This is a genomic window from Kitasatospora sp. MBT63 (genome assembly GCF_000710465.2).
Lineage (GTDB): Bacteria > Actinomycetota > Actinomycetes > Streptomycetales > Streptomycetaceae > Kitasatospora.
The window spans coordinates 2,567-18,674 of the sequence record NZ_JAIZ01000651.1; the positions used below are offsets into that span (position 1 = coordinate 2,567).

A 16,108-nucleotide genomic window follows, 5' to 3' on the forward strand; every position below is an offset into this window, starting at 1 on the left:
CGCCGTCGGGGACCGCCGAACTCCGCCGGTACGGAGGCACGTTGTGCCGCTCGGCCGGGAGGCCCGCCACCTGCGGATCCCCCCGGTGCGGAGTGACATGAACCGGTCGTTATAGTCTCATCAGCCTCCCCTCCCGGGGCCGCGGTCGCGGGCGGGGGGGGTGCTGTCTCACCGGAACGGGGCCGGTGGGGTGCTGTCGGCACACCCTGCCGCCATGTCCCGAACTCCCGAACAGTGCGTCGACCATCCGGGAGTACCGAAGATGACCCGCTCCACCAGCCGCCACTGCGCCGCCGTCGCCGCAGCCACCACCGGCGCCCTCCTGCTCGGCGCCTGCGGTACCGGCGGCGGCCAGGAATCGCTCCACGACCGGCTGCCCGAGGCGATCCGCAAGGCCGGCGTGATCCGGGTGGGCTCGTCGTTCACCGCGGCGCCGGTGATCTTCAAGAACGCCCAGGGCGTGGTGGACGGCCTGGACCCGGACGTCGCCGCCGCCCTGGAGAAGTCGCTGGGCGTCAAGTTCGAGTTCCAGGACGTCGGCCCCTTCGCGAACGTGCTGCCCGGGCTGCTGGACAAGAAGTACGACATCGGGCTCTCGGGCATCACCGACACCCGCGAGCGCCAGCAGGGCGTCGACAAGAACAACAAGCAGATCAACGAGGGTGTCGACTTCGTCGACTACTTCATGGCCGGGATCGGCATCGTGGTCGGCAAGGGCAACCCCCAGCGGATCGCCGGCCTCGACGACATCTGCGGGAAGTCCGTGGCGGTCAAGAAGGGCACCATCCACGACGACCTCGCCGCCCGCCAGCAGAAGGCCTGCGAGCACCTCGGCAAGCCGCTCAAGGTCCAGCAGACCGACGCCGACGCGGACGCCCTGGCCAGCCTCCACGCCGGCCGCGCCGACGCCTACCTCACCGACTACCCGAAGGCGCTGTACAGCGCCCAGACCGTCGACGGCGGGCAGAGCTACGAGGTCGCCGGGAACCAGCTCCAGCCCCGGCCCTACGGGATCGCCGTCCGCAAGAGCGACAGCCAGCTGCGGGACGTCCTGACCAAGGCGGTCAACACCCTCGTGGTCAACGGCACCTACGACGCCATCCTGGCGAAGCGCCAGCTGACCGCGGGGGCGGTCCAGAACTCGGTCGTCAACGGCGGCAGCTGACCGCCCCGGACCGGGAGGCCCGGACCACAACGATCCGGGCCCGGCCGTCGGGGGGACGCGGCCGGGCCCGGGGACCAGGGCGAGGGGGCGGCCACCGCCGCCCCTGACCTCGCTCCACCACCGTACGCCCCGCTCCCCCGGACCCCGGCGCGACACGCCCGGCGCGCCGGTCTGCGCCCGCCGGGGCGTTGCTTCAGTGCAGGGCGAGGTCGGGCGGGTCCGGCTCGTTGACGTCCACCACCAGCGCGGTCATCGGCACGCACAGCTGGAGCCGGCCTGCGACGGTGGCGGCCGCCCGCCCGATCGGCTCGTCGGCGGCCCCGGCCGCGTACTGACAGAGCAGCGCGATGGCCGCCTCCAGCAGGACCTCGTCCACCCGCGCGGCCGGCGCCTTGCGTCCGGCGCCCCCGGACGGGTGCAGGACAGCGGCGGCGAGACGGTCACGGTCAGCACGCCCAAGTCTCGTTGTCATACGAACCACCTTGGCGGCGGCTGGCCTCCGCCGCCATCGCCCGCACCCGTCCGGGTCCCGCCCGGCTCCCCCGCATCGCCCCCGCGCCCGCCCGGCGGGGATGCCGGGCGCCGGACGCGGTGGAAGCATGGACGGGCGGGCCCCGCCCCCGCCCGTGCGGCCCCCGGAGCGCGGGGCGCCCCCGTCCGACCCCGCGAGCAGCGACCAGCAGCGACGAGCACCGGAGGACGCCATGCGGACCGACACCCGTCACCACCCCGGATTCGCGGTGGCCCGCTGCTCACTGGCGCCCGGCGAGACGCTCACGGCGCAGTCGGGGTCGATGTACGCGTGCAGTGCGGGGATCGAGGTGGACGCGAAGTCGAGCGGAGGGATCCTGGCGGGTCTCAAGCGCGCCGCGGTCGGCGGCAGCTCGCTCTTCCTCAGCCACTTCACGGCGCAGGGCGAGGGCTGCTGGGTCGACCTGGCGCACCGGCTCCCCGGTGACGTGGTGGCCGTGGACGTCACCCCCGACCAGCCGCTGCAGGTCACCCAGGGCAGCTGGCTGGGGTGCTCGCCCGGGGTGGAGCCGCAGACCAAGTGGGCGGGCATGCAGAACCTGTTCGGCGGCGAGGGCGGGTTCACGCTGCGGATGGACGGGGCCGGCAGCGCCGTGCTCGGGTGCTACGGCGCCCTCGACGCCCTCGTGCTGGCACCCGGCGAGCAGGTCACCGTCGCCACCGGGCACATCGTCGCCTACGACAGCAGCACGACGCTGGCGGTCCGCCGGCTCGCGGCCGGGCGCACCATCCGCTCGCTGAAGACCGGCCAGTTCCTGGTCTGCGACTTCACCGGTCCCGGACGGGTGTTCCTGCAGACCCGCAACCCGAAGGCGCTGGTGGCGTTCGTCCAGGAGTCGCTGCCGAAGCCCGACGCCGAGGGTGTTCAGGTGTCGGACGGCGGCTGAGCAGCCGGTGCCCGGATCAGTCCGGCCACGTGGTCCGCGACCATGTCCAGGATCTCCGCGGCGCCCGCCGGGTCGCCAAGCACCAGGTGGTTCAGCGTCAGACCGTCCGTCAGGGCGGCCAGGTAGCGCGCCAGTACCGCTACCGGGACGGTGAGTTCGGAGCCGGTCGCGGCGCAGAGCTGTTCGAGGAGTTCGCCGTAGGTGGCGCAGTACAGCTCGTACTGGCGGCGCGCCAGGTGCTCGAAGCCGGGCTGGCGCAGCGCGTACTGGGTGAGTTCGTAGGTGAGCATGTGCTCGCCGGGGCTCGCGGCGACGTGGTCCCAGTAGGCCTGGAACCCGGCGCGGACGGTGTCGCGCAGGGTGCCCCCGGGGCCCGTGTGCGAAGTCGCGGCGGACCCGGCGGGACCCTGCACACGCGCCTCGGGACGGATCGCCTCCCGGACCCTCGCCACCGAGTGCTCGGTGATCGCCTCGATCACCGCTTCGAGCAGGGCCTGCTTGGAGTCGAAGCAGTAGTGGAAGACGCTCAGCGACACGCCCGCCTCGGCGGCGATCGACCTGGTGGTGGTCCGCGGGACCCCGTCCCGGGTCATCGCGCGGATCGCGGCCTCGGTCAGCTGGCGTCTGCGCTCGGCCGACGGCATCCGGGCCATCAAGGTTCCCTTCACCGGGGTGCGGTCACCGGGCCGTCCGGCCGGACGGCCCGGACGGCCGGTGGCGGCCCGGACCCGGCTCTCCCCTCGGGTCCGGGCCGCCACCGGGCCCTGGGCTGCGCGACGTCGGCGTCAGGTGCCGTACACGCCGACCTCGTGCAGCGAGTAGCCCCAGTTGGTGCCGCGCTGCTGCCCGTGCACCCGGACGTAGCGGGCCGAGACGCCGGGGAAGCGGGCCGTGTCCACGCCCCCGTCACCGGTGGTGGTGGACCAGACCGAGCGCCAGGTGGAGCCGTCGGTGGACACCTCGATGCGGTACGCCCTGCCGTAGGCCCGTTCCCAGTCCAGGGTGACCCGCCGGATCACGCTGGTCTCCTTGAGGTCGATCTGCAGCCACTGGTCGTCGCTCCACTCGCTGGCCCAGCGGGTGCCGGTGTCGCCGTCCACGGCCCGTCCGGGCGCGAAGCTGACGAACGGGTTCCACCACTCGGTGGAGCTGGCCGCGGCGGGCGAGCCGGCGGCGAGGTTGACGCCCGCCCGGTGGTTCTCGGACGCCGCCCAGGTGTGCAGGTAGGACTCGGCGCCGCGGAACAGGTCGTCCACCACGTCCTGGCCGCCGACCTGCCGGATGTCCTCGATCCAGTCCGGGACCAGGCCGTAGTGCGCGGCGCCGTCGGTGTTGAGGTCCCAGGTGCGCTGGCCGGCGGTCTGCCGGTCGATCAGGGACCCGCCATCGACGCTGCGGAACGGGTACTTGACGGGGTTGGGCGCGTCGGCACCGCGCGGCGCCGGCCAGCCGCCGACCCCGTTCATGTCGGTGCCGTAGCCGTAGCCGACGCCGTACTTGTCGCGCAGCGCGTCGGTGCGCTTGGCCTCCGCGCTGAACGCCTCGGACCCGCTCATGTACTGGGCGGCGAACCCGCCGAGCTTGTAGAGGCGCTCGGTCCAGCCGAGGTCCATCCAGCTGTGCGAGGAGATCACGCCCGGGTACGACTCGGACTCCAGGATGTCGAAGGCCTGGTCCGCGGCCTTGACGCTCATGTGGTCGATCTCCAGCATCATCTTGCGCTTCATCATGCCGCGCACGGCGTAGGCGCCGAGGTCGGTGAGCCCGCGGGTGTTGCACTGCGCCCCGGCGGCGTACGACGGGACGGTGACGCCCGGCGGGAGCTCCTTCTCCGCCTGGAGCGCCGGCGCCAGACCGATCGGGTTGTCGTGCTGCGGTCCGGCGCACTGCTCGGTCTGCCAGAAGGTGCCGGTCGACAGGAACTGCCCCACGTTGATCGCCGTGCCGAGCGCCCCCTCGTCGAACCGCACGCCGCACAGGGCGTTGTCGAACTTGTGGCACAGGAACATGCTGCGCACGCCGAGCCCGTACAGCTCGTCCAGCCCGCGGTCGATGTCGGCCTTGCTGCACTGGCCGACGTCCAGGATCTGCTTGCAGCCGAACGGCTCGGAGGTCTCCACCCCCAGCACCACGGCCAGTTTGCCCTGCTCGATCACCTGGCGCGCCTGGTCGGAGTCGGTGACGATCCGGAACCAGCCCTTGCCCGGGCCGCCGTACATCTTGTCGATGTACGCCTGCATGTCGTACGACTTCTGCGCCTCCAGGCGGATGGCGGACATCTCGTCGCAGCCGCGGTCCTTGAAGAAGTAGACCGAGCAGATCACGCCGTTGGTGACCAGGTCGTTGACCAGCACCCGCTCGCCGCCGCGCCAGGCGCGCTCCACCCAGGCGTAGTAGTTCTGCTGGTGGGTGAGCGAGTCGTGGGCGGGCCAGTCCTTGAAGGTCGGCCAGCCGACCGGGTCGTGCTTGCCGTCGCCGCCCTTGGTGATCATGTCGAAGATGGCGAGCGAGCCGTCGGGGTAGTGCTCCGGGCAGTCCTTGAGCGCGTCGGCGACGCCCAGATCGGAGAACGGCTTGCCGCAGATCAGCCGGCCGCCGAAGCCCTCGTTGGCCATGATGTGGTCGTGCGCGTCCACGAAGCCCCGGACGTGGCCCTGCGCGTCGGTGCCCTTGAACGGCTCACCGGTGACGTTGACCCCGGAGTCCGGTGCCGGGCGCGCGGTCGGCACCCACCACCCCGACTCGGCCGAGGCGGCGGGCGCGGGGGCGAGCGCCATGGCCACCAGGGCGAGCAGCAGCGCCAGGACCGCGGTGGGCCGGCGTCTGCTGTGCCCGTGCCTGCTGTGCGTGTGTCGAACCATGGTGATCACTCACGCCTTCGGTCGGCGGACGGCGCGGCAGCGCAGCCGGACCGCCGGCGGGGCGTGCGAGCGCGCCCCACCGCCCGGGCGACTGTCATGTCCCGCACGCAAGATGCGACGAGAATCCCGACTGTTGGACATTCAGTCAATAGTCCGGGACGGATGACCTGATGGACCGTCGGTTCACCCGGACCCGGTTCCACCGCCCGGCGGATGCACCTCTGCGCCGACGCGCGGACGGCCGCTCACGGTGTGTCGCCGGACCAGTCCCAGCGCCGGGGATCCCCGGCCCGGGGCCCGTAGTGGGCCCGGCCGCCCGGCCCGTGGGAGCCGATCTCGGTCGGCAGCCCGGCACCCTCGGCCAGCTGCTCGTCACTCCAGTCGGTGACGTCGAGCAGCAGGCCGTCCAGTGGGCCGGCGACCAGCTCGCGGTACCGGTGGCCGGGCCGCGGCCCGGGATCGGGGTCGTCGTGGTCGGCGCCGTACACCCGGCCCCGCAGCAGCGCTTCGTCGTCCATGACCGCCAGCCTCCCAGCCGGGTCCGACAACCGCCGGGCACGGCCGGGGCGGCCTGCGGCGCAGCACCGCACGGACATCGGCCGGCCGCACCGCATCTGCGGGTCCACCGCCCCTCGGGCCGCCCGGCAAGCGCGATCAGCCGAACCAGACGATCTCGATCACGTGCAGCCGGCTGCGGGCGCGGTTGGTCCAGTACACGACGGTGAGCGGGCCGATCGCGGCCGTGCGCACGTCCTCGCCCTCCGGGTCGGTGCTGTCCCACTGCGGCCAGCCCCAGGGGGTGCGGGAGGCGATGTCGAGGACGTCGCGCACCATCTCCTGGACCGGGGCCGGCAGGTCGACCAGCACCTTGGCCGCCTGCGGGGACAGCCGGGCGGGCCAGGCCGGCCAGGCCCGCCCGCTCATCCGCGCACCCCGCGGCCGGGCGGACGGACGGCCGCCGGGCACGGCGGGGCAACGGGCGGCCGGTCGGGCAGGTGGTCGGGCTGTGCGCCCATCGGGTCCTCCACGCAGGGTGTCGTCGTCACCGTACGCCATCGGATCGCCGACGGTGGCGGGCATCCGCAGATCCCCGCCCTCCTGTACCCGGAACGGATCAGGCCGACGCTCCGTCAGCACGGCCGCGGCCCGCCGGCGGGTACCCGGCGGGGCCGCGGGCGGCGGCGGAGGGCCGGTGCGTCAGGAGACGTCGACCGCCGCGTCGTCCAGGACGAAGGAGGTCTGCTTGGTGTAGTCCTCGGTCCCGGTGAACTTCAGCGTGACCGTCTGCCCCGCGTACCCGGACAGGCCGAAGGTGTGCTGCTGGTAGCCGGCGGCCGCGTCGGTGTTGGAGTAGGTGGCCAGGGTGGCGAGCACGGTGCCGGAGGGGTTCAGCACCTGGACCTTCAGGGTGTCGAAGACCGTCGTACCGGAGGCCGCGGTGTCGATGTGCAGCCAGAAGCCGAAGGTGTAACCGGCGCAGCCCGCCGGGAGGGTGACGGTCTGGGCGAGGGTGTCGGTGGTGGCCGTTCCGTAGCCGTCCAGCCAGGCGTCGTAGCCGCCGGAGTGCGGGGGCTCGCCGGAGCTGCTGTTGATGGCGCTGGAGCCGCCGGAGTTGGTCTCGGTCCAGGACGCGGTGGAGCCGGCTTCGAAGCCCGGGTTGGCGAGCAGCTGGGCGGCGGTGCAGCTGCCGCCGGCGTTGATCGTCCAGGTGAAGGCGGCGCTGGCGGACGGGCCGGTGGAGTCGGCCGCGCCGGCGGTGACCTGGTAGCTGCCGGCGGTGGTGGGGGTGCCGCCGATGAGTCCGGTGGCGGGGTTGACGGACAGGCCGGGCGGCAGGCCGGTGGCGCTGTAGGTCAGCGTGCCGCCGGCGGTGTCGGTGGCGGACAGCTGGAGGCCGGTGGCGGTGCCGACGGTGCCGGTGCGGGCGCCGGGGTCGGCGAGCGTGACGCTGCCGGTGCCGGTGCCGGTGCCGGATCCGGTGCCGGCCAGCCAGGCGGTGGCGTTGAGGGCGAGGGCCGCGTCGGTGCCGGCGGGGTCGTCCCAGCCGTTGTAGAGGGTGTTGCCGCTCTGGCCGGTGCCGTCGTCGGCGGGTGAGCTGTCGCCCCAGATGGCCACCCGGCCGGCGCCGAAGGTGCTGGTGACGAAGAAGGCGCCGGTGGTGCCGCTGTAGCCGGTGCGGTACAGCAGGCCCTTGACGGCGGGGTTGTCGGCGGGCCTGAGGGTGAAGGTGGTGCCGTTGCGCAGGATGGAGCCGGTGACGGTGCCGAACGGCCCGTGCAGGACGGGGTCGCCGGCGTCGGTGACGGCGCGCGGGTTGTCGGTGGTGATGTTCAGCAGGTCGACGGAGAAGCCGAACGGGTCGGTGTTGTCGACGCCGTTGCTGGTCAGCAGGTCGTTGATGACGGCCGGGGAGTCCCAGCCGTCGTTGTTGCGGTCGCTGACGTTGTGGTCGGAGATCAGGAACAGCCCGCCGCCGTGCTGCACGAACGTCATCACGGCGGTCTTCTCGGCCGTGCTGAGGCGGACGTTCGGCTCGGGCAGCACGAAGGTGTCGAAGTTGGCGAGGTCGAGGGTGCCGCCGGTGCCGTAGGTGATGGCCTGTCCGGCGGGCAGGGTCTTGAGGCTGTACTGGCCGGTCTTCTGCAGGGCGACGCCCCAGGCGGAGAGGGCGCCGGTCCAGCTCTTCTCGGTGCTGGGGTTCGGGTTCTGGGTGAGCGGGTCGGGCTGGGCGGTGCTGATGATCCAGTCGGCGTTGCCGGCCGTCTCGGCCTTGGTGTTGTCGAACAGCACCCGGTGCTTGGCCGCCGCGGCGACGGGGGCGGTGGTGGCGGCGGCCGTCGGCACCGGGACCGCGAGGGCGGTGAGGGCGGCGGTCAGCGCGGCTGCTGCGGCGGCGCCGGCGGCCCGGCGGGCCGGGCGGAAGCTGGTCATCTGTCGTTCCTCCGAGGGGGGTTGGGGATTCGGGCGGGACGAGCGAGGGAGAGTATCCGCGCGTAGACACAGGGGCCGAAAGGTTCGGCGGATGGCCGATCCATGTACGGTTCATGACATTTCTCGGGGGCTTCAGGCATCCGGCATGCGAGATACAGGCAGGCGGGGGGAATTCGCTGTTGCACATGATTTGCACATGGGTACAACAGCAGGGAAAACTGTCCCGGCTCGACCCCCGTACCGAGAGGACCCCCCATGCCAGCGCCTAGCCGTCTCCGCGACCGGCTCACCCGGGACGAGTGGATCCGCCTCGCGGGGATGGGTGCGTTCATCCTCGCCCTGCACGTGATCGGCTGGTTCACCCTGCTGGCGGTCATCGCGCCGCACCACTATGACGTCGGCGGCCAGGTCTTCGGGGCGGGCATGGGCCTCACCGCCTACACCCTGGGGATGCGGCACGCCTTCGACGCCGACCACATCGCCGCGATCGACAACACCACCCGCAAGCTGATGGGCCAGGGCAAGCGCCCGCTGTCGGTCGGCTTCTGGTTCTCGCTCGGCCACTCGTCGATCGTCTTCGGGCTGTGCGCGCTGCTCGCCTTCGGCATCCAGTCGCTGGCCGGCCAGGTGGAGTCGGACGAGTCCTCCCTGCACAACGCGACCGGCCTGATCGGCGTCAGCGTCTCCGGCACCTTCCTGCTGCTGATCGGCCTGATCAACCTGGGCGCCTTCAACGGCATCCTCAAGGTCTTCCGCCGGATGCGCGAAGGCGATTACGACGAGGCCGAGTTGGAGCGCCAGCTGGACAAGCGCGGCTTCATGAACCGGATCCTCGGCCGGGTCACCCGGGCCGTCACCAAGTCCTGGCACATGTACCCGGTCGGCCTGCTGTTCGGCCTCGGCTTCGACACCGCCACCGAGGTCTCGCTGCTGGTGCTGGCCGGCGGCGCGGCCGCCTTCTCGCTGCCCTGGTACGCGCTGCTGGTGCTGCCGGTGCTGTTCGCGGCCGGTATGAGCCTGCTGGACACCATCGACGGCTCGTTCATGAACTTCGCCTACGAGTGGGCGTTCTCCAAGCCGGTCCGCAAGATCTACTACAACCTCACGGTGACCGGCCTGTCCGTGCTGGTCGCCCTGGTGATCGGCAGCATCGAGCTGATCGGCCTGCTCTCCGAGAAGCTGGACATCACCGCCGGCCCGGTCGGCTGGATCGCCGAGCTGGACCTCAACCTGGTCGGCTACGCCATCGTCGGCCTGTTCGTGCTCACCTGGGCGGTGGCGGCCGCGTACTGGAAGTTCGGCAAGGTCGAGCAGAAGTGGTCGACCGCGCTGCGCGAGCCGGCCGCCGTGGAGGCCGACTGAGCAGGCCCCGGACCAGCCGTGCGAGGCCCGCCCGACAGCCGTCGGGCGGGCCTCGCGCGCGTGACCGGGTCGGACCGTGGTCAGCAGGTCAGCAGGTCAGCTGCGGGGCCGCCCAGTCGGCGTGGTCGGAGGCGGCGCCGTCGCCGCCGTCGGTGACCACCAGGCGCAGCTCCAGCGCTCCGGTCAGGTCGGCGGTCAGGTGCTTGGCCGCGTCCTGGTAGGTGAGCAGGCCGCTGTCGGCGACCTTGGTGTTGTCCTTCCAGATCTGGAAGACCACCGAGCCGCGGGTCGCGGACTCGTCGTCCACGCCCACGTCGGTGGTCAGGCCGGTGCAGTCGCCGCCGAGGTAGTAGGTGATCTCGCTGTACGCGTTGGTGCCGAGGCCCTTGGCGTAGGTGGCGCCCTGGACGGTGATCGGGTGGCCGTCCCCGGCGGGGGCCTCGTTGTTGCTGCGGTCGTGCTCGACCGGGCCCCAGCCGTTGACGGCGGCGGACCAGGGCAGGTCGCTCAGCGGGTGGGTGCCGGCCGAGGGGCCGCCGCCGCAGGCGAGCCGGGGCTCGGCCCAGTCGGCGTGGTCGTAGCTCATGCCGTCGCCGGCGTCGGTGACCACCAGCCGCAGCCGGGTGCCGCCGGTGAGGTCGGCGCTCAGGTGCTTGACGGCGTCGCGGCCGGTCAGCCGGCCGCTGTCGGCGACCTTGGCGTCGTCCTTCCAGATCTGGAAGTCCACCGAGCCGTTGCCGCCGGTCTCGTCGTCGACGCCGACGTCGACGGTGAGGTTGCGGCAGGTGCCGCCGAGGAAGTAGCCGACCTCGCTGCCCGCGTGGACGCCGAGGCCGCGGCTGTACTGGGTGCCGCGCAGCGCCATGGTGCGCCCGTCGCCGGCCGCGGTGTCACCGTTGGAGCGGTCGCGCTCCACCGGGCCCCAGCCGTTGACCGCGGAGCTCCAGGACAGGTCGCTCAGCCGGTTCATGCCGCCCGGCGGGGGGACCGGGGTGCCCGGGGTGACCCGGAGCATCACCGTGCCGTGCGGCGGCACCGAGGCGCTGATCGCACCGGTGGTGCTGCTGCTCTGCTTGCTCCACAGGTCCTTGACGGCGTACGAGGTGGCGCCGCCGATGCCGACCGCCTGGACGGTGGTGGCCACGGTGGCGGTGTACGAGCCCTCGTTGGTCAGGGTGACCGAGCGGCTGCCGTCCGCGAGCGGCTTGGACATCACCACCTTGCCGCCGGTGGAGGACACCACGGTGCCCTGCCGTCCCAGCGGGTCCTGGTCGACGGCTATCACGTCCTTGTTGGTCAGGATCGCGAGCGTCTCGGGGTCCGCGGTGCGCAGGTCGGTGCCGATCAGCAGCGGGGCGGCCATCTGGGCCCAGAGGCTGAAGTGGGTGCGGTACTCGGTGTCGGTCATGCCGCCGTTGCCGACCTCCAGCATGTCCGGGTCGTTCCAGGCGCCGATCCGGGCGTACGGGGCGAGCTGCTGGTTCTGGTGCGCGATGGTGATCATGCTGGACCAGGTGTCGCTGATGTCCCCGGTCGTGCGCCAGGAGTTGCCGACCGGCTGCGCCCAGCCCCAGGGCTGGTTGGCGCCCCATTCGCAGATCGAGAACAGGATCGGGCGGCCGGTCGCCGCGAGCGCGTCCCGCATCGCCTTGTAGCGCTGCTGGGCGTCCACGCCCTGGTTGTTGCAGTTGTCGTACTTCAGGTAGTCGACGCCCCAGGACGCCCAGAGGTTGGCGTCCTGCTGCTCGTGGCCGAGGCCGCCGGGGAAGCCCTTGACGTCACAGGTCTTGCTGCCGGCGCTGGAGTAGAGGCCGAACTTGAGGCCCTTGTCGTGCACGTAGTCGGCCAGCGCCTTGATGCCGTGCGGGAAGCGGACCGGGTCGGGCACCAGGTTGCCGGCCGCGTCGCGGGCGGGCAGGGCCCAGCAGTCGTCGAGGTTGACGTACCGGTACCCGGCGTCCTTGAGGCCCTTGGAGACGAAGAGGTCGGCGATGCCCTTGACCATCGCCTCGTCGAAGTCGTCCCCGCACCAGGTGGAGTTCCAGTTGTTGAAACCCATCTGCGGGGTGAGGGCGAGTCCGTTGTCGAGGGCGAGGGCTGGCGGGGCGCCGGCCAGCTGGACGGCCGCGGTGAGGGCCACGCCGCCGGTGAGTAACGCGAGCGAGGTGAGCGCGGACGCCGAACGGCGGCGCCAGGAGGCTCTGCGGGACAGCACGTGAGGGCTCCTGCGGGTGAGAGGTGGCCGGTTGCGAAGGCGATCAGAAAGCAACCAAAGCCAACGCGTTCCAACGTAATGTCACACATGACAGCGCCGTTTCATGGCCGCGTCAAGAGTGTTGACACACCGTCCGTTCGGCGCGGCACTCGGCGCCCGGCGAGGACTGACCGAAATCAACAGCCCGGAACCCGCACGTTGGAAAATGGTGGATCATGAACGGCCCGGGCCGGCCGGGGTGGGCGACGGTTGGACGTGTCTGCGCCAAGAGTTAACGCACAGGCCCTTGTCGGGTCATTTTCTACGCGCGTATCTTGGCTTCGCCGAAGCGCCCACAGGCTTCGGATCTACGCGAGTAGTAAGCGCTCTGACACACCCTCAAGCGCCCGGAGACCTCCCGTCGGCCGGGCCACCTCGCTGCCCGGAACCGGCCCGCCGTGACGGCCGGGCAGACCTAAGGAGTCCTGATACCGGTGTCCAAGCCCACCGCCGCCCGCTCACGCCGGGCGCTGCTGCGCGCCACCATCATCCCGGCCGGCGTCGCGGCCTCGCTCGTCCTGGTCCCGCTGCCGGGCGCCGTTGCCGCGCCCTCCGCCGACGCGGTGATCTCCGAGGTCTACGGCGGTGGCGGCAACTCCGGCGCCACCCTGAAGAACGACTTCATCGAGCTCGCCAACAAGGGCGGCGCCGCGTTCGGCCTGACCGGCTGGAGCGTGCAGTACATCTCGGCCAGCCCCGGCCCGACCTCCACCTGGAGCGTCACCCCGCTGACCGGTTCGATAGCCCCCGGCGGCCGCTTCCTGGTCGCCGAGTCGGCCGGCACCGGCGGCACCGTCGAGCTGCCCGCCCCGGACGCCACCGGCACCCTCGCGCTGTCCGGCACGGCCGGCACCGTCGCCCTGGTGCAGGGCACCACCGCGCTCACCTGCAAGACCGCCGCGGACTGCGCCGCCGACCCGAAGGTCCGCGACCTGGTGGGCTTCGGCACCGCCGTGGTCCGCGAGGGCAGCGGCCCTGCCGCCGGCGCGAGCAACACCGCCTCGGTGGCCCGTGCGGCCGACCTCGCCGACACCGACGACAACGCGGCCGACCTCAAGGCCGGCGACCCGACGCCGACCAACAGCAAGGGCGACACCACCGGCGGCCCGACCACCCCGCCGAACCCGACCGAGCCCGGCTCGGTGCGGATCCACGACATCCAGGGCAACACCCGCATCTCGCCCAAGGCCGGCCAGACCATCCAGGGCATCCCCGGCGTGGTCACCGGCGTGCGCACCTACGGCTCCAAGGGCTTCTGGATCCAGGACACCAACCCGGACGCCGACCCGGCCACCAGCGAGGGCGTGTTCGTCTACACCGGCAACGCCACCCCGACCGTCAAGGCCGGTGACGCGGTCCTGGTCACCGCCAAGGTCAGCGAGTACTACCCGAACCAGGCCGGCGGCAGCCAGTCCGTCACCGAGCTGACCAACCCGCTGGTCACCGTGGTCTCCTCCGGAAACCCGGTGCCCGCCCCGGTGGTGCTGAACGACGACTCCATCCCCGAGGCGTACACCGCCGACGCGGCCGGCGGCACGATCGAGGCCAACACCCTCAAGCCCGGCAGCTACGCGCTGGACCTGTTCGAGTCCCTGGAGGGGATGAACGTCCAGGTCAAGAACGTCCGCGTGGTGCAGGCCACCGACCAGTACCACGAGCTGTGGGTGGAGGCCCGGCGCCAGGACGAGAAGTCCAAGCGCGGCGGCGCCATCTACCTGGGCTACGACAGGCCCAACTCCGGCCGGCTGATGGTGCAGGCGCTCGCGCCCGAGGCCGAGAAGCCGTTCCCGCTGGCCAACGTCGGTGACCGGCTGCAGGGCGTGACCTCCGGCCCGCTGGACTACAACCAGTTCGGCGGTTACACCCTGGTGGCGTCCACCCTCGGCGCACTCCAGGACAACGGCCTGCAGCGTGAGGTCACCAAGGAGGCGGCGGCCGGCGAGCTGTCCATCGCCACCTACAACGTGGAGAACCTCGACCCGAGCGACCCGGACAGCAAGTTCGGCGAGCTCGCCAAGGGCGTGGTGACCAACCTGCGCTCGCCCGACATCGTCACCCTGGAGGAGATCCAGGACAACAACGGCGCCACCAACGACGGCACCGTGGACGCCGGCGCCACCGTGGCCAAGTTCATCGCCGCGATCAAGGCGGCCGGCGGCCCGGCGTACGAGTGGCGCTCCATCAACCCGGAGAACAACAAGGACGGTGGCGAGCCCGGCGGCAACATCCGCCAGGTCTTCCTGTTCAACCCGCAGCGGGTCTCCTTCACCGACATCGCCGGCGGCGGCGCCACCACCGCGGTGGACGTCACCGGCAAGGAGAGCACCACCGCGCTGACCGCCTCCCCGGGCCGGATCGACCCCGGCAACGAGGCCTGGAACACCAGCCGCAAGCCGCTGGTCGGCCAGTTCTCGTTCAAGGGCAAGAAGGTCTTCGTCATCGCCAACCACTTCAACAGCAAGGGCGGCGACCAGGGCATCGACAGTCGCTTCCAGGCGCCGACCCGCTCCTCCGAGGTGCAGCGGGTCAAGCAGGCCGGCATCGAGCAGGCCTTCGTCGCCAAGCTGCTGGCCGCCGACCCGCAGGCCAAGGTGGTCTCGCTCGGCGACTTCAACGACTACCAGTTCTCCCCGGCGCTGACCGCGCTGACCAAGGACTGCGTGCTGCGCGACCTGGTGAACGAGCTCCCGGAGAAGCAGCGTTACTCCTACGTCTACCAGGGCAACTCCCAGGTGCTGGACCACATCCTGGTCAGCCCCGGGCTGACCCACGCCAAGTACGACGTGGTGCACATCAACAGCGAGTTCGCGAACCAGGCCAGCGACCACGACCCGCAGGTGGTCCGCGTCAAGCCGTGACCCGGCGGCGGTGAACGGAACGGGGCGGGGCCGCGCACAGCGGTCCCGCCCCGTTCCGTCGGTGTCAGCGGCCGAGCGTCTTCAGCACGGCGCGGGACATCACCGCCTCGCCGGTCGCGTTCGGGTGGAACGGGACGGCGAGCGAGTGCGGGATGGTGCCCTCGATCCAGCGGTCGTCCGAGCAGATGTCGTGGCCCTTGGTCGGCGTCGCGGTGTCCACGTAGGTGGTGCCGTTCGCGGCCGCGGTGGCGGCCAGCATCGAGTTGAGACTGCCGAGCACGCCGCGCAGGTAGGCCACGTCGCCGACGGTGACGGGCTGGCGGCCGACGCAGTTCCACTCGTCGTCGGGCAGCACGGACGGGTAGCCGACCAGCAGCACCTTGGCCTTCGGCGCCTTGGCGTGGATCCGCTGCAGGGCGTCGGCGAGCTGCGGGCGGGCCGCGTCGATCCGCTGCCGCAGGGTGTCCGTGCCCCACTGCCAGCTCCAACTGCTCCAGTCCCAGTGGCCGTCGGCGTAGTGGTCCTTGCAGGGGGTGCCGAGCGGGTTGACCACCGCGCCGCCGATGCAGGTGGCGATCACGTCGGCGATGCCGAGGTCGGAGGTGCCCAGGTCGTTGCCGCCGATGCCGACGGTGATCAGTTCGGTGTCGGCGGTGACCGAGTCGATCTGAGGGTCGTTCACCCGGATGAAGGCGTCGTACTGGGCCGAGGTGATGGCCTTGATCTTGGCGGCCGAGCAGGTGGTGTCGGTGTACGCGCTGCTCTTGAGGGCGGCGGCGACCAGGTGTCCGTAGTTGTGGTCGGAGCGCAGGCACAGGCCGGCCGACTGGCCGGGCACGCCCGCGCCGGCGGCGTAGGAGTCGCCGAGCGCCACGTACTTGCCGGTGCCGCCGGCGGCCTGGGCGGGGGCACCGAGCGCGGTGAGCGCGGTGAGTGCGGCGGACAGCAGCACGCCGCCGGCCAGGACGGACTTTCGCTTCAGGGCAGGGCCGAGCACGGTTCCTCCTGGGGGAGAGAAACGAGGGTGGGTGGTGGGGTACGTGAGCTGGGCCACAGCGTCTTACTGATTGGTAAGTTACTGGCACGTTAACGGGGTGTCCAGGTTTCCGCCCCAGCGAATTGCTGCTGAATCCTGGTCAACTTCCTTGGGAATTACGCTCCATGGTGGAGCGATGGCATGGCTTCCACGGGTGGCCCGAGAGCCTCGCCAACCTGTCCGAAAAAAATCTGTGCGATTTTCCGTTATCCCCTCCCGTCCC

Annotated in this window: 12 protein-coding genes; 4 read left to right on the forward strand and 8 right to left on the reverse strand. The window is 71.6% G+C overall.

Going from position 1 to position 16,108, the window contains the following annotated elements:
- Positions 1-214: 214 nt before the first annotated feature.
- Complete coding sequence (locus AA75_RS34190; protein ID WP_082527031.1) at positions 215-1,165, forward strand: ABC transporter substrate-binding protein; 951 nt, start codon at positions 215-217, stop codon at positions 1,163-1,165.
- A 193-nt stretch (positions 1,166-1,358) separates the two neighbouring features.
- On the opposite strand, the gene AA75_RS34195 is transcribed toward AA75_RS34190, so the two are convergent.
- On the reverse strand, positions 1,359-1,637 hold the full coding sequence (locus AA75_RS34195) for a hypothetical protein (RefSeq protein ID WP_149038540.1): 279 nt from the start codon (positions 1,635-1,637) through the stop codon (positions 1,359-1,361).
- Between the two features lie 232 nt (positions 1,638-1,869).
- On the opposite strand from AA75_RS34195, the gene AA75_RS34200 reads away from it, so the two are divergent.
- The gene (locus AA75_RS34200) at positions 1,870-2,583 is read left to right on the forward strand and encodes a TIGR00266 family protein (protein ID WP_033824251.1); all 714 of its coding nucleotides are present in this window, start codon (positions 1,870-1,872) and stop codon (positions 2,581-2,583) included.
- Here AA75_RS34200 and AA75_RS34205 read toward each other — a convergent pair.
- The 5 genes from AA75_RS34205 to AA75_RS34225 all read right to left on the reverse strand — a co-directional run bounded on the left by AA75_RS34205 (position 2,562) and on the right by AA75_RS34225 (position 8,375).
- Positions 2,562-3,236, reverse strand: coding sequence for a TetR/AcrR family transcriptional regulator (locus AA75_RS34205; protein ID WP_033824252.1), 675 nt, complete (start codon positions 3,234-3,236; stop codon positions 2,562-2,564). The two genes, AA75_RS34200 and AA75_RS34205, sit on opposite strands and share 22 nt — an antisense overlap.
- 132 nt (positions 3,237-3,368) lie before the next feature.
- Positions 3,369-5,444 (reverse strand): discoidin domain-containing protein, encoded by a 2,076-nt coding sequence (locus AA75_RS34210; protein WP_051813953.1) that lies wholly within the window; start codon positions 5,442-5,444, stop codon positions 3,369-3,371.
- A 245-nt stretch (positions 5,445-5,689) separates the two neighbouring features.
- Positions 5,690-5,962, reverse strand: a complete 273-nt coding sequence (locus AA75_RS34215; RefSeq protein ID WP_033824253.1) for a hypothetical protein — start codon at positions 5,960-5,962, stop codon at positions 5,690-5,692.
- Positions 5,963-6,098: 136 nt separating this feature from the next.
- Positions 6,099-6,368, reverse strand: a complete 270-nt coding sequence (locus AA75_RS34220) for a hypothetical protein (protein WP_033824254.1) — start codon at positions 6,366-6,368, stop codon at positions 6,099-6,101.
- A gap of 273 nt (positions 6,369-6,641) precedes the next feature.
- On the reverse strand, positions 6,642-8,375 hold the full coding sequence (locus AA75_RS34225; RefSeq protein ID WP_033824255.1) for a putative Ig domain-containing protein: 1,734 nt from the start codon (positions 8,373-8,375) through the stop codon (positions 6,642-6,644).
- Positions 8,376-8,630: 255 nt separating this feature from the next.
- On the opposite strand from AA75_RS34225, the gene AA75_RS34230 reads away from it, so the two are divergent.
- Entirely contained in the window at positions 8,631-9,737 is a 1,107-nt protein-coding gene (locus tag AA75_RS34230) for a HoxN/HupN/NixA family nickel/cobalt transporter (protein WP_033824256.1), read from the forward strand.
- Positions 9,738-9,825: 88 nt separating this feature from the next.
- Here the strand turns inward: AA75_RS34230 and AA75_RS34235 are convergent, their stop codons facing one another.
- On the reverse strand, positions 9,826-11,796 hold the full coding sequence (locus tag AA75_RS34235) for an NPCBM/NEW2 domain-containing protein (RefSeq protein ID WP_359889337.1): 1,971 nt from the start codon (positions 11,794-11,796) through the stop codon (positions 9,826-9,828).
- Positions 11,797-12,461: 665 nt separating this feature from the next.
- On the opposite strand from AA75_RS34235, the gene AA75_RS34240 reads away from it, so the two are divergent.
- Positions 12,462-14,849: a lamin tail domain-containing protein gene (locus AA75_RS34240; RefSeq protein ID WP_033824267.1), complete on the forward strand. Its 2,388-nt coding sequence runs from the start codon at positions 12,462-12,464 to the stop codon at positions 14,847-14,849.
- A gap of 64 nt (positions 14,850-14,913) precedes the next feature.
- Here AA75_RS34240 and AA75_RS34245 read toward each other — a convergent pair whose 3' ends face one another.
- Positions 14,914-15,846: an SGNH/GDSL hydrolase family protein gene (locus AA75_RS34245; RefSeq protein WP_033824258.1), complete on the reverse strand. Its 933-nt coding sequence runs from the start codon at positions 15,844-15,846 to the stop codon at positions 14,914-14,916.
- Positions 15,847-16,108 lie beyond the last annotated feature (262 nt).